This is a genomic window from Actinomadura scrupuli (assembly GCF_050971785.1).
GTDB classification, from domain to species: Bacteria; Actinomycetota; Actinomycetes; order Streptosporangiales; family Streptosporangiaceae; genus Actinomadura_E; species Actinomadura_E scrupuli.
This window is the reverse complement of record NZ_JBPCCU010000001.1, coordinates 780,629-800,428: the sequence shown is the minus strand read 5'-3', so window position 1 is coordinate 800,428 and position 19,800 is coordinate 780,629. Positions and strand designations below refer to the sequence as shown.

The following is a 19,800-nucleotide window of genomic DNA, read 5'->3' as shown; positions in this document are numbered from 1 at the left end:
CATCGCCATGCAGCGTTTGGCAGGCCGGGTGGCCGTGGTGACGGGGGCGGCGAGCGGAATCGGGCTGGCCACCGTACGCCGGTTCGCCGAGGAGGGCGCCAAGGTCGTCTGTGTCGACATCGACGAGGTGGCCGGTGAGGCCGCGGCGAAGATGGCGCACGAGGTCCAGGGCTCCGGCGCGGTGTTCGTGCACGCCGACGTCACCAGCGAGAGCGACGTCCAGCGGATCTACCGGACCGCGCACGACACCTACGGCAGCGTGGACATCGCCTTCAACAACGCCGGCATCTCCCCGCCGGACGACGACTCGATCCTGGAGACCGGGCTGGACGCCTGGCAGCGGGTACAGCAGGTGAACCTCACCAGCGTCTACCTGTGCTGCAAGTACGCGCTGCCCTACATGCGCGAGCAGGGCAAGGGGTCGATCATCAACACCGCGTCCTTCGTGGCGGTGATGGGCGCGGCGACCAGCCAGATCTCCTACACCGCGTCCAAGGGCGGCGTGCTGGCGATGAGCAGGGAGCTGGGCGTGCAGTTCGCCCGCGAGGGCATCCGGGTGAACGCGCTCTGCCCGGGACCGGTGAACACCCCGCTGCTGCGGGAGCTGTTCGCCAAGGACCCCGAGCGCGCGGCCCGGCGGCTCGTCCACATCCCGGTGGGGCGCTTCGCGGAGCCCGAGGAGATCGCGGCGGCCGTGGCCTTCCTGGCCTCCGACGACGCCGCCTTCATCACCGCCTCGCAGTTCCTGGTGGACGGTGGCATCGCCGGCGCCTACGTCACTCCGATGTGACTCAGCGTGACCGGCCGATTCCGCCGCATGGCCCGCCCGGCCGGAGCGATCATGCTGCAGTCCACTGCCAGGTGAACCGCTGCTAGCCTGACAATTGGCTTCCGGACCAGGGAGCCTGCCCGTCGGCCACCCGGCTCGTAGGCGAGGGCTTCGCAGCTCAGACCCACCGCCGGGGAAGGCCGTGCCGTCCGCACCGGGCGGCCGCGGTCCCCGGCGGGTCGCGAGCCGACCGGCAGTCCGATCGATCCCGTACAACCGTGTCCCCGGCTTAAGGTCGGTTCGTGCCTTCCAGCTCGCGGACCACTGCACAGAGCGTACAGTCCAGTTACGCGGCGTGAATGGCCAGTGACGCGATTCCCCCGCGAGAGAGGTGCCGATGTCCGCGCCACCCGAAGTGAAGAGGACGCCGCTGCACGAGATCCATGAGGGTCTCGGCGCGAATCTCGTCGACTTCGCCGGTTATCTGATGCCGTTGCGCTACGGCAGCGAGACCGCCGAGCATGTGGCGGTCCGTACCAGTGCCGGGCTGTTCGACATCTCCCACATGGGGGAGATCTTCGTCTCCGGGCCGCAGGCCGCCCGCGCCCTCGACTACGCGCTGGTCGGCAATCTGTCCGCGCTGGCCGTCGGCCGTGCCCGGTACACGATGATCTGCGACGCGGCCGGCGGGGTGCTGGACGACCTGATCGTCTATCGGCTGGCCGACGAGACCTTCATGGTGGTCGCCAACGCCTCCAACGTCGCCGTCGTCCGCGAGGCGCTGATCGACCGTGTCCACCGCCGCGACGCGGCCGAGGGCGCCGGGCCGGGCGACGCCGGGTACGACGCGGTGGTCGACGACCGGTCCGAGGCGTACGCGCTGCTCGCGGTGCAGGGGCCGAAGGCCCAGGAGATCCTGTTCCGGGTCACCCGGGCGCCGCTGGCCGACCTCAAGTACTACGCGATCCTGGCCGGGGAGGTGGCCGGGATCGACGCCCTCATCGGGCGCACCGGGTACACCGGCGAGGACGGCTTCGAGCTGTTCGTCTCCAGCGGCGACGCCGCGGCGCTGTGGCACGCGCTCGTCGAGGCGGGCGGTGACGACCTCAGGCCGGCCGGCCTGTCCGCCCGTGACACGCTCCGCCTGGAGGCGGGCATGCCGCTGTACGGGAACGAACTGTCCACCGAGACCACGCCCTATGACGCCGGTCTGGGCCGCGTGGTGAAATTGGACAAGGAAGGCGATTTCGTAGGCCGGGAGGCTCTGACGGCCCTCGCCGACACCCCGCCCGGGCGTACGCTCGTCGGCCTGGTCGCCAAGGGCCGCCGGGTCCCCCGGCACGGCTACGCGGTGGTCACCACAGGTGAGCAGGGCGGCACGCCGTGCGGTGTCGTGACCAGTGGCGCTCCGTCGCCGACACTGGGCAGGCCGATCGCGATGGCCTATCTCGACACCGGCGCCGGCACGGACGAGCTCGCGGTCGACATCCGAGGCAGGCACGAGCCGGTCGACGTGGTCCCTCTGCCCTTCTACAAACGTGTCTCGCCGTAGGCACGCCCGACCAACACTTTCATCAGGAGAAGACAAGTGAGCATTCCCGAGCAGCTGCGATACACAGAGGAACACGAGTGGGTGGCCGGTCTCGACGGCGAGAGCGGAGTGGTCACCGTGGGGATCACCGCGTACGCCGCCGACGCGCTGGGCGACATCGTCTATGTGCAGCTGCCCGACGAGGGTGCGACCGTCGAGGCCGGTGAGCCGTGCGGCGAGGCGGAGTCCACCAAGTCGGTCAGCGATGTCTACGCGCCGGTCTCCGGTGAGGTCACCTCGGTCAACACCGCCGCGACCGAGGACCCCGCCATGATCAATACGGATCCGTACGGCGAGGGCTGGCTGTTCAAGGTCCGGCTCGACGGCGACCCCGGCGACCTGCTGGACGCCGCGTCGTACGCCAAGCTCATCGAGGAGTCCTGACTGCCATGAGCAGCAGCATGTTCCGGTCACTGGCCGAGGTCGACCCGGAGGTCGCCGCGGCGGTGGCGGCCGAACTGGGCCGTCAGCAGCACACCCTCGAGATGATCGCCTCGGAGAACTTCGCTCCGGTGTCGGTGCTCGAGGCGCAGGGCTCGGTGCTGACCAACAAGTACGCCGAGGGCTACCCGGGCCGGCGCTACTACGGTGGCTGCGAGTACGTCGACGTCACCGAGCAACTGGCCATCGACAGGGCCAAGGCCCTGTTCGGGGCCGAGCACGCCAACGTGCAGCCGCACTCGGGCGCGCAGGCCAACACCGCGGTCTACTTCGCGCTCCTGCAGCACGGCGACACGATCCTGGGCCTCGACCTGGCGCACGGCGGTCACCTCACGCACGGCATGCGGCTGAACTACTCCGGCAAGACGCTCAACGTGGTGCCCTACCACGTGCGGGCGGAGGACGGCCTGGTCGACATGGACGAGGTCGCCACGCTGGCGGCCGAGCACCGGCCCAAGATGATCGTGGCGGGCTGGTCGGCCTATCCGCGGCAGCTGGACTTCCCGGCCTTCCAGGAGATCGCCGACTCGGTCGGCGCGCTGCTGATGGTCGACATGGCGCACTTCGCCGGTCTGGTCGCGGCCGGGCTGCACCCCTCGCCCGTGCCGTACGCCGACATCGTCACCACGACGACGCACAAGACGCTGGGCGGCCCGCGGGGCGGCCTGATCCTGTGCCGCGAGAAGTACGCCAAGAAGATCAACTCCGCGGTCTTCCCGGGCATGCAGGGCGGCCCGCTGGAGCACGTGATCGCGGCCAAGGCCGTGGCCCTCAAGATCGCCGGCTCGGAGGAGTTCCGCGAGCGGCAGGCCCGCACCATCGAGGGCGCGCGGCTCCTCGCGGCCCGGCTGCTCGAGGAGGACTCCACCAAGGCCGGGGTGACGGTGCTGACCGGCGGCACGGACGTGCACCTCGTGCTGGTCGACCTGGTCGACTCGGAGCTCACCGGGCGCGACGCCGAGGACCGGCTGCACGAGATCGGCATCACGGTGAACCGCAACGCGGTCCCCAACGACCCGCGTCCGCCGATGGTGACCTCCGGACTGCGGGTGGGCACGCCCGCGCTGGCCACCCGGGGCTTCCAGACCGCCGACTTCACAGAGGTGGCCGACATCCTGGCGCTGGCGCTCCAGCCCTCCTACGACGCGGTGGCCCTCAAGGCCCGGGTGACGGCCCTCGCCGACGCCCACCCGCTCTATCCCGACCTCTGAGGTCACCCGCCAAGACCCACTCCCCTCCGTGATCATGCAATCCATCGTCGATGGATTGCATGATCACGGAAGTTGGGGGCGCTACGGAGCTACAAAGAGGTAGTGCAGTGGCCATTTCTGTATTCGATCTGTTCAAAGTCGGCATCGGGCCGTCGAGCTCGCACACGGGCGGGCCGATGGCGGCCGCCCACCGTTTCGCCCGGGGCCTGCACGGCGACGGCCTGCTGCCGTCCGTCACCGGCGTCCAGGTGATCCTGTACGGCTCGCTCGGGCTGACCGGCAAGGGCCACGGCAGTGACAAGGCGGTGTTCCTCGGCCTGGAGGGCGACAAACCCGAACTCGTCGACGTCGACTCCGTCGAGCGGCGGCTGGCCGCCCTGCGCGAGAACGGCACGCTGCGGCTGTGGGGCCCGGACGGGCCGCGGGTGCCCTTCGTGACCGGCGAACACCTGGTCTTCGAGCGCAAGGTGTCGCTGCCCGGCCATCCCAACGGCATGCGCTTCACCGCGTACGGCGCGGACGGCGCCGAGCTGCGGTCGAGGGTCTACTACTCGGTGGGCGGCGGTTTCGTGGTCGACGAGAACGCCACCGGCGCGGACCGGATCAAGGCCGATGACACGCTGCTGCCCCATCCGTTCGGCTCGGCCGCCGAGCTGCTCGAGCTCACCCAGAAGACCGGGCTGTCGATCTCGGCTCTGATGCTGGAGAACGAGAGGGCGTTCGGCCGCTCCGAGCAGGAGATCCGCGACGGGCTGCTGGACCTGTGGCGGGTCATGCGCGAGTGCGTGAGCCGGGGCTGCGCCAACGAGGGCCTGCTCCCCGGCGGGCTCAAGGTCCGCCGCCGCGCCCACCAGCTCTACCGCAAGCTCACCACCGAGACGGGCCAGGACCCGCTGGCCGCCATGGACTGGGTGACGCTGTTCGCGCTGGCGGTCAACGAGGAGAACGCCGCCGGTGGCCGTATCGTCACCGCGCCCACCAACGGCGCGGCCGGGATCATCCCCGCGCTGCTGCACTACTACGACAAGTTCGTGCCGGGCGCCGACGACGACGGCGTCATCAGGTTCCTGCTCACCGCCGGGGCCATCGGGGCGCTGTTCAAGCAGAACGCGAGCATCTCGGGTGCCGAGGTGGGCTGCCAGGGGGAGGTGGGCTCCGCGTGCTCGATGGCGGCGGCCGGGCTCACCGAGATCATGGGCGGCACTCCCGAGCAGGTGGAGAACGCCGCCGAGATCGGCATCGAGCACAACCTCGGCCTGACCTGCGACCCGGTGGGGGGCCTGGTGCAGGTGCCGTGCATCGAGCGCAACGCGGTCGGCTCGATCAAGGCGATCGGCGCGGCCCGCATCGCCCTGCGCGGCGACGGGCGGCACTTCGTCTCCCTCGACAAGGCGATCAAGACGATGCGCGACACCGGCCGCGACATGCTCGACAAGTACAAGGAGACCTCACGCGGCGGCCTCGCCGTCAACGTCATCGAGTGCTGACCGGGAGCGCCCGGAAGAGTGCGCACGTCATGGGGTGCTGACGGCCGGTGGCGCGGCCTCGGCGCCACCGGCCCCCAGCGGTCCGGGCTACTTGCCGAACATCCGCCTCATCTTGTCGACGGCGTCGCCGACCTTGTCCTTGGCCTCCTCGGCGGCTTCCCTGGCGTGTGGCTGGACCTCGTCGGCCTTGCCCTCGCGATCGGGCCGCTTGTCGCCGGCCGCCTTGCCTGCGCCGTTCCTCGACGCACCGGCACCGGCCCTCGACGCACCGCCGCCGGTCCTCGACGCACCGCCACCGGTCCTCGACGCACCGGTGTCGTCCCGGGACGCACCGGCGCCGTTCCTCGACGCACCGCCGCCGGTCCTGGACGTACCAGCGCCGGTCCTGGACGTACCGGCGCCCGCCTTGCCTGCGGCGTTGCCGGCCCTGGCGGCGGCCCTCGCCGTGTCGGCACTCCCCGCCGCGCCGGCGGCGCTCTTCGCCGTGCCCGAGGTGTCTTCGGGCTTGGAGTTCAGGTTGTTCATCTGACATCCCCCCAATGGTGACTACATGTCACCCAATACCCACTCTACGTCACCAATCTCTCGGCATCTGCGGTGAGCCGCCTCTGAGCGAGTGCGGCCAGCAGCGCGGCGCCGTCGGGGAGGACACCGTCGTCGAAGGCGGCGTCGGCGGCGTGGTTGAAGGGTGCGGTCGAGACGTCGCGATCGGCGGGGCAGGCGCCCAGGAAGACGAACGCGCCCGGCACCTCGTTGAGGACCAGGGAGAAGTCCTCCGAGGCGGTCAGCGGATTGGGCAGCGGCACGTACCGGTCCGGGCCGAACAGCGAGCCGATGGTGGCCTCCGCGAAGCCGGTCTCGGCCGCGTCGTTGATCGTCACCGGGTAGCTCATGAAGAACTCGATCTCCACCGTCAGCCCGTGGGCCGCCGCGATGCCGCGCACCACCTGCACCACGCCGTCCTTGATCCGCGCGTGCGAGACCTCGGAGAACGAGCGCAGGGTCACCCCGAACTCGGCGGAGTCCGGGATGACGTTCTCCTTGGTGCCCGCGTGGAAGCTGCCGACGGTGAGCACGACCGGGTCGAAGACGTCGAAGGCCCGGGTCACGAACGTCTGCAGCGCCAGCACCATCTCGCAGGCCGCCGGGACCGGGTCCTTGGCGAGGTGGGGCTGTGCACCGTGCCCCCCGACGCCGCGTACGGTCACCCGCACCTGGTCGGCCGCCGCCAGCACCGGCCCCGGCCGGGCCGCGAACCAGCCGTTGGGCAGCAGCGAGGAGGCCACATGGAGTCCGTACGCCGCGACCGGCCGCTCCCCGGACGCCTCCAGCACCCCTTCGACGATCATGTGCTCGGCGCCGCGGAAGCCCTCCTCGCCGGGCTGGAACATGAACACGACGCTGCCGGCCAGCTCGGCCCGCCGCGTGGCCAGCAGCCGGGCCGCGCCGACCAGCATGGCGGTGTGCAGGTCGTGGCCGCAGGCGTGCATGGCCCCTTCGACCGCCGAGGCGTAGGGGACACCGGTCCGCTCGGTCACCGGCAGCGCGTCCATGTCGCCGCGCAGCAGCACCGTCGGCCCCGGGCGGCCACCGCGCAGCACACCGGTCACCGACGAGATCCGCTCGCCCGTCGTGATCTCCAGGGGCAGGCCGTCGAGCGCGCCGAGGACCCGCTCCTGTGTGCGGGGCAGCTCCAGCCCGATCTCCGGCTCCCGGTGCAGTTCCCGCCGGAGCCGTACGAGGTCGTCCCTGAGGTCCGCAGCGTCATCGGTCATGGCCATGGGGCACCTCCGCCTATCGGCCTCGCACGTCACGGTCAGGCTATGCCCGTAGGAACGGGCCCTCGGCGGACCAGCGTTGCACCGCACCGCCCTCCGGAACGGAGTTATCGCGGCGATGGGGGTGGGCTCAGCGGAAGACGACGGTCTTGTCGCCGTTGAGCAGGATGCGGTGCTCGGCGTGCCAGCGGACCGCGCGGGCCAGGGCCAGGCACTCGGTGTCCCGGCCGACCGCCATGAGCTCCTCCGGCCCCTGGGTGTGGTCCACCCGGGCGACCTCCTGCTCGATGATCGGCCCCTCGTCCAGGGCGGAGGTCACGTAGTGGGCGGTGGCCCCGATGAGCTTCACGCCCCGGGCGTGCGCCTGGTGGTACGGCTTGGCGCCCTTGAAGCTCGGCAGGAACGAGTGGTGGATGTTGATCACCTGGCCGGCCAGCTTCGAGCAGAGGTCGTCGGAGAGGATCTGCATGTAGCGGGCGAGCACCACCAGGTCGGCGCGGTAGTGCTGCACCAGGGTGAGCACCTCGGCCTCCTGCGCGGCCTTGCCCTTGGGGGCCACCGGCAGATGGTGGTAGTCGATACCGTACGACTGGGTGAGCGGCCGCAGATCGGGGTGGTTGGACACGACGGCGACGACGTCGATGTCCAGCAGCCCGGAGCGCACCCGGAACAGCAGGTCGTTGAGGCAGTGCCCGCCCTTGGAGACCATGATCAGCACGCGGGGCCGTTCGCCGCGGTCGTGCAGCCGCCAGTCGAAGTCGAACTCGCGCGCCAGCGCCGCGAAGGCCCCCCGCAGCTCGTCCATCTCACCGCCCGGGTACGCCTGCGCCGCGTCGGCCGGACGGCCGGGCCCGGCGAACTGGACGCGCATGAAGAATCGGCCCGTCGCCGCGTCGCCGTACTGCTGGCTCTCCAGGATGTTGCAGCCGCGCTCCGCCAGTGCCCCTGAGACGGCCGCCACGATGCCGGGGCGGTCCGGGCAGGACAACGTCAGGATGTACACCGCGCTCATCGGCTCTCTCGTTCGTGTGGGGTCACGCCGCCCGCCATCCGGGAGCGTACGGATCAGGTCACCCAGGGTGAGCATTTCGAGTCTATGCCGTCCGCCGCGGCCGGTCAGCCGATCCCGGCCCGGCCACCGGGGGGGTCGGCACGCAGCGGGCGGCGCGCGGGTTTCCGCATAGCGGCCATAGCCCCCGGGCCTGCGAGAGGGATCCACCCAGGCCGTCATCAGGGGTCTGTCTGTCATCATCCGGGTGTTCATCCGGATACATCGGGGCGTAGGGAGACGACGGGTGGTCGAGTCGCCGCAGGACCGGCCGGCGGTACGGATCGTCTGCGTGGACGGGACCGGCCGCATCCTGCTGCTGCGGTGGCGGGACCCGGTGAGCGAGCGCGACTTCTGGGAGCCCCCGGGCGGCGGGCTCGACCCGGGCGAGAGCCCGCTGGCGGCCGCCCGGCGCGAGCTGGAGGAGGAGACCGGGCTGCCCGGCGACGCCGTACTGGACCTTTCGGTGCCGGTCGACCGGGACTTCCACTGGAACGGCGTGCACTACCGCAAGGTGGAGCCGTTCTATCTGGCCCGTTTCGAGGGAACCGTGCGCGCGGCGCCCGCGGCCTTCACGGCCGAGGAGAACGAGACCTACCTCGGCAATGGCTGGTTCACCGCCGAGGAGATCCCGTCGCTCGACGACGTCGACCCACCGCGGCTGCTCGAGGTCCTGGCCGCACTGATGCGGCGGCAAAGATGAGAAACCGTTGATGATCATTTAACTCGGACAGGGGCAGGACCCTTCAGACCGGTCTTCGGACCATGGACTGCACAGGTTGAGGCGGGGGCCCTGGATGTCGAGACGCACGGCCGTGCTGTTGATGGCGATCTCAGCGGTCCTCTGCTGGCCGGGCACGTCCGCCGGCGCCCGTACGGAGCCGGGGCCCGCCCGCGATGTCGTGCTGATCGGCGTACCGGGCCTGCGCTGGGCCGACATCACGCAGGATCGCTCTCCCCAGTTGCTCCGCCTGGTCGGCCGGAGCGCCACCGGCGGCCTGTCCGCCCGTACCATCGGCCGCTTCACCTGCCCGGCGGACGGCTGGGTGACGATCTCCGCCGGCGCCCGGGCCGCCACCGGGCCGCTGTGCCGTCGCCCGCCCCGGCTGGACCCGAGCGGGCAGGGCGTGGTGGTCGCGGACCTCCCCGGGATCCGCCAGTACAACACCGGGCTGGGATTCCCCACCCGGCTGGGTCTGCTGGGCGACGCCGTGCACCGGGCCGGGCGGTGCGTCACCGCCGTGGGGCCGGGCGCCGCCCTCGCCGCCGCGGACGGCGCGGGCCGGGTCGACCACTACGCCGCGACGGTGGCCTCCGCCGAGCGCGGGCTGTGGACGCGCTGCCCGGTGACCATCGCCGCCCTCGACGACCTGGCCACCGTACGGGGATCACGGCGGGCCGACGTCGTACGCGGGATCGACACCGCCGTCGGCTCGATCCTGGCGCGGATCTCCGCCGGCACCACCGTCCTGGTCGCCGGGGTCGGCGACGACCGCCGGTACGCCCGGCTGCGGGTGGCCCTCGCCGCGGGCGAGGGCACCGCGGGGAGGTACCTGGGGTCGGCCTCCACCCGCCGTCCCGACCTGGTGATCCTGCCCGACGTCACGGCGACCGTCCTGGCCGCGATCGGCGTCCCCGCCCCGGACGGGCTGGTGGGCACGCCCTGGCGCCCGGGGGCCGAGGCCCCGGGCCCGATCGCCACGATCCGGCATCTGACCGGCCAGGCGGCCGCGCCCGAGGTGCTGCGCCCGGTGGGCCGGGACTTCTACCACTGGTTCATGATCGGCCAGCTCACGGTGTACGCGGCGGCCGCGGTCGCGCTGTGGCGGCGCGGCCGGTCGCTGCTCCTGGTCAAGCCCGTCGCGCTGGCGGCGGCGGCGTTCCCCGTCTCGGTGTTCCTGGTCAACCTGCTGCCGTGGCCGCAGTCCCGGCATCCGGCGGAGGCGGTGCTCGGCGGCATCGCCGCGTTCGACCTGCTCGTGGTCGGCATCGCCCTCTGCGGTCCCTGGCGCCGTCATCCGCTCGGCCCCGGGTCGGTCGTCGCCGCCGTCTCCGCGCTCGTCCTGGCCGCCGACCAGCTCACCGGCTGCACCCTCCAGTTCAACAGCTTCATGGGCTACTCCCCCATCGGCGGCTTCCGCTACTACGGGATGGGCAACATCGGGTTCGCCGTCCTCACCACCTCGACCCTGCTGGCGGTCTGCGGCTTGGCGCACCGGCTGCGGGCCAAGGGCAGGCCCCGCGCCGCCCTCGCGTCGGTGGTGACGATCTCGCTGGGGGTGGCGGCGCTGGACGGCTGGGCCGGCTGGGGCAGCGACCTCGGCGGCATGATCGCGTTCATCCCCGGCCTGGCGGTGACCGTCCTGCTCGTCTCCGGCCGCCGGGTCTCGCGGGTCAAGCTGGGCCTGCTCGGGGCCGCCACCACGGCGGTCGTACTCGGGGTGGCCTTCCTGGACCACCTGCGGCCGCCGGACCAGCGGTCACACCTCGGCCGGTTCTTCGGCGACCTCCTCGCCGGCCAGGGCATGCCGGTGGTGAGCCGCAAGACCACGGCGATGCTGCACAGCTTCACCAACCCCGACCTGACCTCCGTGGCGGTCGCCGCGCTCCTGTTCCTGGTGGTCGTGCTGGCACGGCCGCGGCGGGCCGGAGGGTCCTTGCTGCGGCAGGCCTTCGAGCGCGCCCCGTTGCTGCGGGCCGGACTGGCCGGCGCCCTGGTCACGGTGCTGCTGGGCACCGTGGTGAACGACTCCGGGGTCTCGATCCTGGCGCTGGGGCTGACCGTCACGGTGCCCGTCACGGTGGCCGTCTGCGCCCACGTGCTCCGGTCGGAGGTGGCCGCCGCCGGGACTCGCCCGGCGCTCGCGGGCCCGCCGCTTCGGAGCGCACGGTCCGCCGGGCCGTCGTAGTGGCCGGGGGCTCGGTGCCGGTCGCCCAGCCGAGTGCGCCCCCCACGGGCAGGCCGCCTGACCTGCCGCTCCGTCCCTCTGGGCACTCGGGTGACACTTGTCACTGGTTTGCCCGGGTCTGACCGGGTTAGGTTCGCTGCTATGCGACGGGCCCTGATGCTGCTGGCGACGATCGCCCTCCTGCTGTCCGCCGGACTGGCAGGTTGCAAGAGCCAGAGCGGCCAGGGCGGCGGGGGCGGCGAGAGCGCGGGCCCGCGGAGCGGCGGCCAGAAGGGCGGCGGCCGGCGTCCCACGACGGTGCAGGGGATCCCCACCGGCACCGGGACCTTCAAGCTGAAGCTCGACGTGGGCACGGTCGGGCACCGCGAATACCTGCTGCACGTGCCGGCCCAGCTCACGAAGGGCGGCTGGCGGAACGGAAAGCCCGTCAAACCGCTGCCCCTGGTGCTGGCCATGCACGGCGGCCTCAGCAACATGCAGGGCATGCGGAAGCTCACCGGCTTCGACGACCTCTCCGACCGGAAGGGGTTCCTGGTCGCCTACCCCGACGGGTTCATGACCACCTGGAACGCCGGCGACTGCTGCGGAGCCGCCAAGATCGGCAACGTCGACGACGTCGGCTTCCTCACCAAGCTGATCGACAAGCTCGTCGACTCCGGGCTGGCCGACGGCAGACGGGTGTACGCGACCGGGTTCTCCAACGGCGCGGGCATGGCCTACCGGCTGGCCTGCGAGGGCCCCGGCAAGGTCGCCGCGATCGGAGTGGTGGAGGGCGCCCTCGTCATGAGCTGCCACCCGGGCCGCCCGGTGTCCGCACTCATCTTCCACGGCACGGCGGACCGCAGCGTGCCCTACAACGGCGGCGGCAACCGGGACTTCAACGACCGGCGCCCCTTCCCCCCGGTGTCCCAGGCGGTCGACTTCTGGCGCAAGGCCAACAAGCTGCCCGGCCTGCGCCAGACCGGCCTGAGCCGGGACCTGAGCCGGGCCTCGGCCGAGTGCACGGCGACGGGCAAGGGCGGGAACGGCGCCGAGGTCTCCTTCTGCCGGATCAAGGGCGGCACGCATCACTGGCCGAGCACCGCCGGCGCGCAACTGTGGGAGTTCTTCGCGGCCCATCCGCGACCATCATGAAGACTTTTCATGTTTAACGTTTTATGACACTCTGACCCGTATGAATATCCGGGAGCGCTACGACACCGCGACGGCCGACCTCGAACCGCCGTTCGCGATCGTCGATCTCAAGGCCTTCCGCACCAACGCCGCCGACCTCGTCCGGCGGGCCAACGGCAAGCCGATCCGGGTGGCGAGCAAGTCCGTCCGCTGCCGCGCCCTCCTCGAAGAGGTGCTGGCCATGGACGGCTTCGCGGGCGTCATGGCGTTCACGCTTCCCGAGGCGCTCTGGCTGGCCAGGCAGGGCGTCAGCGACGACATCATGGTCGCCTACCCGACCACGGACCGCACCGCCCTGGCCGAGCTGGCCGCGGACGAGCACCTCGCCGGGATCGTCTCGATCATGGTGGACTCCGTCGAGCACCTGGAGCTCATCGAGAAGGTCCTCGCCGAGCGCACCACCGGCGAGACCGCGCCCATCCGGGTCTGGATGGACGTCGACGCCGCCTACTACGCACTGCGCGGCCGGCTGCGGGTCGGCGCCCGCCGCTCCCCCGTCGTCACCCCCGCGCAGGCGGCGGGCCTCGCCGAAGAGATCGTCAAGCGTCCCGCCTTCACGCTGGTCGGCATCATGGCCTACGAGTCGCAGATCGCCGGCGTCGGCAACGCCCCTCCCGGCAACCCGATCATGGCCCGCGCCATCCGCGTGCTGCAGGCCAGATCCCGCGTCGAGCTGGCCCGCCGCCGCGCCGCCATCGTCAAGGCCGTACGAGCCGTACTCGCCACCGCGGGCCGGCCCGACCTGGAGCACGTCAACGGCGGCGGCACCGGCAGCGTCGAGACCACCACCCTGGAGAAGGCCATCACCGAGGTGGCCGCGGGCTCCGGCCTCTACCAGCCCCACCTGTTCGATTACTACACCAACTTCCGCGGCCACCCCGCGGCGCTGTTCGCGCTCTCGGCCGTACGCCGGCCCGCCCCCCGCATCGTGACCGCGCTGGGCGGCGGCTACCTGGCCTCCGGCCCCGGCGACAAGCTGCGGCTGCCCCAGCCGTACCTGCCCACCGGGCTGTCCTTCAGCGGCTCCGAAGGCGCCGGCGAGGTGCAGACCCCGCTCCTGGGCAAGGCGGCCGACCTGCTGCGCGTCGGGGACCGCGTCTGGTTCCGGCACACCAAGGCCGGCGAGCTGTGCGAACGCTTCGCCGAGCTGCACCTGGTGGAGAACGACCGCGTGGTGCGGTCCGTGCCCACCTACCGCGGCGAGGGCAAGACGTTCCTCTGAGAGAACGCCTGTGAACCGGGTCAGCGGGTGAGCCGGCCAGGTGGCGGCGGTCCCGCCCGGCCCTCAAACCTTTGACGACGCCGTCGGCGAAGGCGCGTCACGGGCGCCGGTGACCCGGGTTTTGTCATAGCCGCATGCTGTAGTAGCAGCGTGCCCTCAACCCCGGAAGCTCTCCGGCCACTGCACTATCGTGGAGAAGTCGAACCCTTCTAAGGCGGTTCAATGTCCGATGATCCCCTGATCAGGGTGCGCGGCGAAACCGTCCTGCAGGTCGAGCCGGAGATCGCCGAGCTCACCGTGCATCTGCAGGCACGCGATATGGACCGCCGCCGGACCCTCGACCGGCTCAGCGCGCGCAACCAGCAGTGCCTCGACCTCATCAAGACCTACGGCGAGGCCGTCGAGCGGCTGGAGACCACCGGGCTGGTGGTCCAGCCGGTCATGCGAGAACGCCGCCGGGACGAGAAGGTCCACCGCTACCAGGGCACCGTGCGCATCCACGTGACCCTCACCGACTTCGGCGTGCTCGGTGAGCTCGTCACCCGCCTCGGCGATCTGGAGCTCACCGCCGTCCAGGGCCCCACCTGGGCGCTGCGCCCCGACAGCCCGGTCTACCGCCGGGCGCGCCACCAGGCCGCCCGGGAGGCCGTCGGCCGGGCCCGCGAATACGCCGAGGCGCTCGGCTGCCGGCTCACCGGCCTGGTCGAGCTCGCCGACGAGGGGCTCACCACCCACCCCCAGCGGGAGGGCTACGCGCTGGCCGCCGCCGGGGACCTCATGCGCGCCCAGTCCGCTCCCGAGCCCATCGACCTGGAGCCCGAGACCCAGACCGTCCGGGCCGCGGTCGAGGCCAGCTTCACCGCGACGGCACCCGATGACCTCTGATCCGCCGCCCTCCCCCAGCCTGCAAGACCCCTGTGCCGAGCGGGAACTCGGCGGCCAGCCCCTGCACGCCGACGGCGACGACGGCCTCGACGTCTTCCTCAGCGGCCAGATCTTCATGGACATGATCTTCACCGGGCTGCCGTTCCTGCCCCCGCCCGGCACCGAGCTGATGACCAAGGGGCTCGGCTCGGCCCCCGGCGGGGTCGCCAACATCGCGGTGGCGATGAGCCGGCTGGGCCTGCGCGTCGGGCTGGCCGCCGCCGTCGGCGACGACCTCTTCGGGGCGTACCTCTGGCGGACGCTGTCCGAGCAGGAGGGCGTCGACCTCCGCTGGTCCCGCCAGCTCGCCGGCTGGCCCACCCCGGTCACGGTCTCGATGGCGTACGACTCGGACCGCAGCATGATCACCTACGCGCCGCCGCCACCGCTGCCCACGACCGGGCTCGTCGACGTCCCGCCCCGCGCCCGCACCTGCTTCCTCGACATCGACCGGCCCGTCCCGGAGTGGGCGATCTCCCTGCGCAAGCAGGGCGCGACCGTCTTCGCCGACCTCGGCTGGGACCCCACCGAGGCCTGGTCCGCGGAGGTGCTCGACCGGCTCCAGCACGTCGACGTGTTCCTGCCCAACGCGGTCGAGGCGATGGCGTACACCCGTTCCAGCAGCCCTGAGAAGGCGCTCGACGCACTCGCCGAGCGGCTGCCCGTCGTGGTCGTCAAGCTCGGGCGGGACGGCGCCATCGCGATCGACTCCACCACCGGCGAGCGCGCCTCGGCCGGCGCGCTGCCGGTCAGCGCCGTCGACCCCACCGGTGCGGGCGACGTGTTCGCCGCCGGGTTCGTGTTCGGCACCCTCGCCCGGTGGCCGCTGGCCCAGCGGCTGAAGTTCGCCAACCTGTGCGCCGGGCTCTCCGTCCGGCATCTCAGCGGCTCGCTCGGCGCGCCCTGCTGGGGCGACATCGCGACGTTCGGCGAGGACACCGAGGTGCCCGCCGACGTCCTGTCCGACTACTCGTTCATCGTGCCCTACATCCCGCAGAGCGGGCTCGACGAGGGCGCCTACGCCGTCGCCCGCGCCCAGCCCACCCTGCGCCACACCGACTGACTCCGTGATCATGCAATCGTTCGTCGATCGATTGCATGATCACGCAGAGGGGGGAGAGCAGTGAAGATCGCGATCGTGGGAGCCGGCAGCGGCTACATGCCCGGGGTGATCCGGGGGCTGCTGCACCGGTCCGCCGAGCTGGCCGGGACGGAGCTGGCCTTCCACGACCTCGATCCAGATCACCTCGCGGTCATGACCCGGCTGGCGACGGCCATGTTCGCCGCCCGCGGCGCCGGCTTCACCGTCGTGCCGCACACCGACCTGAAGACGGCCCTGGACGGAGCGGACTTCGTCTTCACCACCTTCCGCCCCGGCGGGATGGCCGCGCGGCGGCTGGACGAGTCGATCCCGCTCCGGCACGGCGTGGTGGGCCAGGAGACCGCCGGCCCGGGCGGGTTCCTGATGGCCTGCCGATCCGTGCCGGTGCTGCTGGAGATCGCACGGCTGGCCGGCCCGGACGCCTGGATCATCAACTACACCAACCCCACCAACGTCGTCACCGACGCCGTCACCCGGTACGCCCCCGGCACCAGGATCCTCGGGCTCTGCGACCAGCACGTGGGCGACACCGAGATGTGGGCCTCGCTGCTCGGCCTGCCCTCCGAGCGGCTGGAGGCCGACTGGATCGGGCTCAACCACGCCACCTGGGCCACCCGGGTCCGGCTGGACGGCCGCGAGATCGACCTGCCCGCGCGGCTCGCCGCGCTCCAGCCCCCCTCGGGCGGCGCCACCCCGTGGCGGGACCCGTCCCGGATGGCCTCCCTCGCCAAGGCCCTCGGCTTCCTGCCCAACTCCTACGCGAAGTACTACTTCTTCCACGACGAGGTCGTACGGGAGCTCCGCGCCAAGGGCACCACCCGGGCCGACGACATCCTCGCCATGCTGCCGTCCTACTACGAGCAGGTCGCCGCGGAGGCCGCCAGGGACGACCCCGACCCCAGCAGGGACCGGGGCGGCGGGGAGCACGGCGAGTTCGCGGTCGAGGTCATCTGCGCCATCGCCCGCGACGAGCGGCGGCGGATCATCGTCAACACCGTCAACGACGGCGCGATCTCCTCACTGGAGGACGACGCGATCGTCGAGGTGCCGGCCATCGTCGGCCGTCAGGGCGCGACACCGCTGGTCATGGGCTCGCTCCCGCGCCCGGTGCGCGGCCTCACCCAGGCCGTCCACCAGTACGAGCGGCTGGCCGCCGACGCCGCCGCCACCGGTGACCGGCGGGTGGCGCTGCAGGCCCTCATGGCGCACCCCTTCGTGCGCGGCAAGGACACCGCGGAGAAGATCCTCGAGGAGGGCCTCGCCGCCCATGCGGCCCACCTGCCGCAGTTCACCCACCGGGGGTGAGCCGAGGCGGCGTCATCACCTCGGTCTGAGCGGGGCGAGCGCCCGGATCAGCGACGGCTCCGGCGCCACAGGACCAGCACGGTCACCGTGAGCGCGACGCCCGCGCCGACCAGGACGGCGGTGTTGCGCCGCGTGATCGCCTCGTGGTCCTCGGGATCCGGCCGTGCGACGATCGTCCCCATGGCGGCGGCGACGTTCCCGGCCTCCTCCTTCACCCGGGCGACGCTGCGCGAGGCCACCTTCTTGGGGCTCACCCGCTCGGCGAGCGCATCGATGGTGCGCGCCAGCTCATCGCGAGTGCGCTCGATCTCCCGCTCCAGCGCCTCCGGGTCGCGGGCTCTGTCGGCCATTGCGGTGTCCTTATCGTTCGAGCGTCCGTCCAGCAGCACATGATTGTGATCAGAGTGTGCCAGGACCTTACCCTGTAGACCGCGCCCAGACCCCCAGCACGGCCGGTGATCCCCCATGTCCGGCACCGGCCCGGGTACGGTGAGAGCCGACCATGACCGGAAGGAATGTCCTGTGACCGAACGCCTGCAGCCCGGTGACGCCGCCCCCGACTTCACCCTCCCCGACGCCGACGGCAAGCCCGTGGCGCTGTCGTCGCTGCGGGGCAAGCGAGTGATCCTCTACTTCTACCCGGCGGCCATGACCCCCGGGTGCACCAAGGAGTCCATCGACTTCAACGAGGCGCTGCCCGAGCTGGAGGCCGAGGGCGTCACCGTGATCGGCATCTCCCCGGACAAGGAGGCCAAGCTGGCGAAGTTCCGGGACCGCGACGGGCTGACCTTCCCCCTGCTGTCGGACATCGACAAGAAGGTCCTGCAGGCCTACGGGGCGTACGGGGAGAAGAAGCTGTACGGCAAGGTCACCATCGGCGTGATCCGGTCGACGTTCCTCATCGACGCCGAGGGCAAGATCGAGAAGGCCTACTACAACGTGAAGGCCACCGGCCACGTGGCCCGCCTCCGCAAGGATCTCAACGCCTGACCCGCACTCCGGAGAGTGAGCGCCCGTCGCGGAATTGTCACACCCTGGCGTTACCTTCAATTCATGTCAGGATACAGAAAGTACACCCCCGAACTTCTCGCCGAAGCGGCGGCGGCGTCGATCAGCGTCGCCGGCGTTCTCCGTTACCTGGGAGTTCCGGGCTCCGGCGGAATGCACGCCCACATCAGCCGTCAGTTGAAGAAGTTCGAGATCGATACATCGCATTTCTTAGGCAAGGCTCACTATCGAGGCCGGGAATCTCCGCACCGCAGGAGGCCCGAGCAAATCTTCGTGATAAGCCCACCCGGCTCGAACCGAGCAAAGCGCGCGACCTTGCGAAGCGCCCTGCACCAGGTCGGCGTGCCGTACCGCTGCGGACGATGCGGAATCACCGAATGGAACGGCGAGCCGCTGATACTGCATGTCGACCACATCAACGGGGACTACCTGGACAATCGCCGGGAGAACCTCCGCTTCCTCTGCCCGAACTGCCATACGCAGACCCCGACCTATGCTGGTAGAATCAAGAACGCGAAAGCGGGGTCGTAGCCCAACGGCAGGAGGCGAATGGTTTAGGTCCATTACAGTGCGAGTTCGAATCTCGCCGACCCCACACCTTTGATGGGCGGCCGAATGGCCGCCCATTAGGCTTTCCAGGATCACGCAGCGCGGTCGGCACCTGCGCGCCCCTGCGCGTGCGCTAACTGGGAGGCTACAACCCCCTACCTTCTGTTCATCATCTGAAAAAGCGATCGTGCGGCCGGCCTGGCGACGGGCGTATTTTGGTCGGATCTATCCGGTGGGGATGGCAGGCGCATGGACGGCACAGTGGTGACGGCGGGCGTGTCACACGAGGCGCTGCCCTATGCCTCCGAGCGCGACTTCCTGTCCGGTGCCCTGCCGTTCCTGCGCCAGGGCGCCGAGACCGGCGACGTGGTGCTGGCCATCGGCGGCCGGGCCAACCTCGGGATGCTCCGGGAGCGCCTGGGCGGCGCGGCGGCGCGGGTGGAGTTCATCGAGGACGTCACGTTCTACCACCATCCGGCCCGGACGCTCGCGCAGTGCCTGGCCTTCGCCGACGAGCTGGCGGCGCGGGGCCGCCGGCTGCGGCTGCTCGGGGAGCCGATCTGGCACGGCCGCACGCCGTCGGAGATCGCCGACTGGCAGCGGATCGAGGCGATCGTGAACGTCGCGTTCGCCGGCACCGGCGCGTCCATCCTGTGCCCCTACGACGTGCGGTCGCTGCCGCCGGCGATCCTGGACGGGGCCCGGCGCACCCATCCGGTGGCGGTGCACGACGGGGAGCATCGCGTCAATCCCGCGTACCTGGATCCGTGGGCGTACACCTCCATCATCGACCGCCGGCCGCTCCCGCCGCCGCCCTCGTTCGCGGAGAGCCTGCGGATCGACACCGAGGACCTCTACTGGCTGCGGGCCTACGTCGCGGAGTACGGGCGGGACGCGGCGCTGATGGATTCGGCGATGCAGCACCTACTCATGTCGGTAACCGAGGTGGCCACGAATGCGATCCGGCACGGTACTCCCCCGATCACGCTGCGGCTGTGGACCGAGCCGGGCGACGTCACGGCCGGGTCGCGGCGGGATCCGGCCACCGGCATGCTGGTGTGCGAGATCAGCGACCGCGGTCACTGGAAGCCGGCCCCGGGGCTCAGCCTGGTCCCGCCGGGGCCCTCCGCGCCGGGCCGGTTCGGGCTGTGGGCGGTGCGCCTGCTCTGCTCCCGGGTGCAGGTGCGCACCGGGCTGACGGGCACGACCATACGACTTCACATGGCGACGGCGGCATGACTTTTCACGCCGATCCGCTCACATGACGGCAAAACATTCGCCTC

Annotated in this window: 19 protein-coding genes and 1 tRNA gene; 16 read left to right on the top strand and 4 right to left on the bottom strand. The window is 71.3% G+C overall.

What is annotated here, in order from left to right; genetic code table 11:
- Positions 1 to 7: 7 nt before the first annotated feature.
- The 5 genes from ACRYCC_RS03725 to ACRYCC_RS03705 all read left to right on the top strand — a co-directional run bounded on the left by ACRYCC_RS03725 (position 8) and on the right by ACRYCC_RS03705 (position 5,499).
- Positions 8 to 790: a 3-oxoacyl-ACP reductase gene (locus tag ACRYCC_RS03725; RefSeq protein WP_433808679.1), complete on the top strand. Its 783-nt coding sequence runs from the start codon at positions 8 to 10 to the stop codon at positions 788 to 790.
- 376 nt (positions 791 to 1,166) lie between these two features.
- On the top strand, positions 1,167 to 2,321 hold the full coding sequence (gene gcvT, locus ACRYCC_RS03720) for a glycine cleavage system aminomethyltransferase GcvT (protein ID WP_433808677.1): 1,155 nt from the start codon (positions 1,167 to 1,169) through the stop codon (positions 2,319 to 2,321).
- A gap of 36 nt (positions 2,322 to 2,357) precedes the next feature.
- Positions 2,358 to 2,744 carry a glycine cleavage system protein GcvH gene (gene gcvH, locus ACRYCC_RS03715; protein ID WP_433808675.1) on the top strand — a complete coding sequence of 129 codons (387 nt, stop codon included), beginning with the start codon at positions 2,358 to 2,360 and terminating at the stop codon, positions 2,742 to 2,744.
- Entirely contained in the window at positions 2,741 to 4,012 is a 1,272-nt protein-coding gene (gene glyA, locus ACRYCC_RS03710) for a serine hydroxymethyltransferase (RefSeq protein WP_433809909.1), read from the top strand. Before gcvH ends, glyA begins: the two co-directional genes overlap by 4 nt.
- A gap of 107 nt (positions 4,013 to 4,119) precedes the next feature.
- Positions 4,120 to 5,499, top strand: coding sequence for an L-serine ammonia-lyase (locus tag ACRYCC_RS03705; protein WP_433808673.1), 1,380 nt, complete (start codon positions 4,120 to 4,122; stop codon positions 5,497 to 5,499).
- A gap of 87 nt (positions 5,500 to 5,586) precedes the next feature.
- Here ACRYCC_RS03705 and ACRYCC_RS03700 read toward each other — a convergent pair whose 3' ends face one another.
- From ACRYCC_RS03700 to purU, 3 genes are all read right to left on the bottom strand, one after another.
- On the bottom strand, positions 5,587 to 6,024 hold the full coding sequence (locus tag ACRYCC_RS03700; RefSeq protein WP_433808672.1) for a CsbD family protein: 438 nt from the start codon (positions 6,022 to 6,024) through the stop codon (positions 5,587 to 5,589).
- Between the two features lie 44 nt (positions 6,025 to 6,068).
- Complete coding sequence (locus ACRYCC_RS03695) at positions 6,069 to 7,280, bottom strand: M20 metallopeptidase family protein (RefSeq protein ID WP_433808670.1); 1,212 nt, start codon at positions 7,278 to 7,280, stop codon at positions 6,069 to 6,071.
- 127 nt (positions 7,281 to 7,407) lie between these two features.
- The gene (gene purU, locus ACRYCC_RS03690) at positions 7,408 to 8,289 is read right to left on the bottom strand and encodes a formyltetrahydrofolate deformylase (RefSeq protein WP_433808668.1); all 882 of its coding nucleotides are present in this window, start codon (positions 8,287 to 8,289) and stop codon (positions 7,408 to 7,410) included.
- 283 nt (positions 8,290 to 8,572) lie between these two features.
- Here purU and ACRYCC_RS03685 point away from each other — a divergent pair, with 283 nt between their 5' ends.
- From ACRYCC_RS03685 to ACRYCC_RS03655, 7 genes are all read left to right on the top strand, one after another.
- The gene (locus ACRYCC_RS03685) at positions 8,573 to 9,028 is read left to right on the top strand and encodes an NUDIX hydrolase (RefSeq protein WP_433808666.1); all 456 of its coding nucleotides are present in this window, start codon (positions 8,573 to 8,575) and stop codon (positions 9,026 to 9,028) included.
- Between the two features lie 94 nt (positions 9,029 to 9,122).
- A complete protein-coding gene (locus tag ACRYCC_RS03680; protein WP_433808664.1) occupies positions 9,123 to 11,234 on the top strand; it encodes a hypothetical protein in 2,112 nt (703 codons plus the stop codon).
- Between the two features lie 141 nt (positions 11,235 to 11,375).
- Positions 11,376 to 12,368, top strand: coding sequence for a CE1 family esterase (locus tag ACRYCC_RS03675; protein ID WP_433808662.1), 993 nt, complete (start codon positions 11,376 to 11,378; stop codon positions 12,366 to 12,368).
- A 40-nt stretch (positions 12,369 to 12,408) separates the two neighbouring features.
- On the top strand, positions 12,409 to 13,629 hold the full coding sequence (locus ACRYCC_RS03670) for an amino acid deaminase/aldolase (RefSeq protein ID WP_433808660.1): 1,221 nt from the start codon (positions 12,409 to 12,411) through the stop codon (positions 13,627 to 13,629).
- A 222-nt stretch (positions 13,630 to 13,851) separates the two neighbouring features.
- Positions 13,852 to 14,514, top strand: a complete 663-nt coding sequence (locus ACRYCC_RS03665) for an SIMPL domain-containing protein (protein WP_433808658.1) — start codon at positions 13,852 to 13,854, stop codon at positions 14,512 to 14,514.
- Positions 14,504 to 15,616: a carbohydrate kinase family protein gene (locus tag ACRYCC_RS03660; RefSeq protein ID WP_433808656.1), complete on the top strand. Its 1,113-nt coding sequence runs from the start codon at positions 14,504 to 14,506 to the stop codon at positions 15,614 to 15,616. Before ACRYCC_RS03665 ends, ACRYCC_RS03660 begins: the two co-directional genes overlap by 11 nt.
- 60 nt (positions 15,617 to 15,676) lie before the next feature.
- Positions 15,677 to 16,960, top strand: a complete 1,284-nt coding sequence (locus ACRYCC_RS03655) for a family 4 glycosyl hydrolase (RefSeq protein ID WP_433808654.1) — start codon at positions 15,677 to 15,679, stop codon at positions 16,958 to 16,960.
- 47 nt (positions 16,961 to 17,007) lie between these two features.
- On the opposite strand, the gene ACRYCC_RS03650 is transcribed toward ACRYCC_RS03655, so the two are convergent.
- Positions 17,008 to 17,310: a DUF3618 domain-containing protein gene (locus ACRYCC_RS03650; RefSeq protein ID WP_433808652.1), complete on the bottom strand. Its 303-nt coding sequence runs from the start codon at positions 17,308 to 17,310 to the stop codon at positions 17,008 to 17,010.
- Positions 17,311 to 17,482: 172 nt separating this feature from the next.
- On the opposite strand from ACRYCC_RS03650, the gene bcp reads away from it, so the two are divergent.
- From bcp to ACRYCC_RS03630, 4 genes are all read left to right on the top strand, one after another.
- Positions 17,483 to 17,950, top strand: coding sequence for a thioredoxin-dependent thiol peroxidase (gene bcp / locus ACRYCC_RS03645; RefSeq protein ID WP_433808650.1), 468 nt, complete (start codon positions 17,483 to 17,485; stop codon positions 17,948 to 17,950).
- A 63-nt stretch (positions 17,951 to 18,013) separates the two neighbouring features.
- The gene (locus tag ACRYCC_RS03640) at positions 18,014 to 18,499 is read left to right on the top strand and encodes an HNH endonuclease signature motif containing protein (protein WP_433808648.1); all 486 of its coding nucleotides are present in this window, start codon (positions 18,014 to 18,016) and stop codon (positions 18,497 to 18,499) included.
- Positions 18,490 to 18,563: transfer RNA gene (locus ACRYCC_RS03635), tRNA-Leu, on the top strand. The genes ACRYCC_RS03640 and ACRYCC_RS03635 overlap by 10 nt, the downstream gene beginning before the upstream one ends.
- A 203-nt stretch (positions 18,564 to 18,766) precedes the next feature.
- Positions 18,767 to 19,756: an anti-sigma factor RsbA family regulatory protein gene (locus ACRYCC_RS03630; RefSeq protein WP_433808646.1), complete on the top strand. Its 990-nt coding sequence runs from the start codon at positions 18,767 to 18,769 to the stop codon at positions 19,754 to 19,756.
- Positions 19,757 to 19,800: the final 44 nt, after the last annotated feature.

Bases quoted from the DNA above. Each gene is read 5' to 3' on its own strand.
- ACRYCC_RS03725 (WP_433808679.1), top strand. From the start codon at position 8: ATGCAGCGTTTGGCAGGCCGGGTGGCCGTGGTGACGGGGGCGGCGAGC.
- gcvT (WP_433808677.1), top strand. From the start codon at position 1,167: ATGTCCGCGCCACCCGAAGTGAAGAGGACGCCGCTGCACGAGATCCAT.
- ACRYCC_RS03700 (WP_433808672.1), bottom strand. From the start codon at position 6,024: ATGAACAACCTGAACTCCAAGCCCGAAGACACCTCGGGCACGGCGAAG.
- ACRYCC_RS03695 (WP_433808670.1), bottom strand. From the start codon at position 7,280: ATGGCCATGACCGATGACGCTGCGGACCTCAGGGACGACCTCGTACGG.
- purU (WP_433808668.1), bottom strand. From the start codon at position 8,289: ATGAGCGCGGTGTACATCCTGACGTTGTCCTGCCCGGACCGCCCCGGC.
- ACRYCC_RS03680 (WP_433808664.1), top strand. From the start codon at position 9,123: ATGTCGAGACGCACGGCCGTGCTGTTGATGGCGATCTCAGCGGTCCTC.
- ACRYCC_RS03675 (WP_433808662.1), top strand. From the start codon at position 11,376: ATGCGACGGGCCCTGATGCTGCTGGCGACGATCGCCCTCCTGCTGTCC.
- ACRYCC_RS03670 (WP_433808660.1), top strand. From the start codon at position 12,409: ATGAATATCCGGGAGCGCTACGACACCGCGACGGCCGACCTCGAACCG.
- ACRYCC_RS03665 (WP_433808658.1), top strand. From the start codon at position 13,852: ATGTCCGATGATCCCCTGATCAGGGTGCGCGGCGAAACCGTCCTGCAG.
- ACRYCC_RS03660 (WP_433808656.1), top strand. From the start codon at position 14,504: ATGACCTCTGATCCGCCGCCCTCCCCCAGCCTGCAAGACCCCTGTGCC.
- ACRYCC_RS03650 (WP_433808652.1), bottom strand. From the start codon at position 17,310: ATGGCCGACAGAGCCCGCGACCCGGAGGCGCTGGAGCGGGAGATCGAG.
- ACRYCC_RS03640 (WP_433808648.1), top strand. From the start codon at position 18,014: ATGTCAGGATACAGAAAGTACACCCCCGAACTTCTCGCCGAAGCGGCG.
- ACRYCC_RS03630 (WP_433808646.1), top strand. From the start codon at position 18,767: ATGGACGGCACAGTGGTGACGGCGGGCGTGTCACACGAGGCGCTGCCC.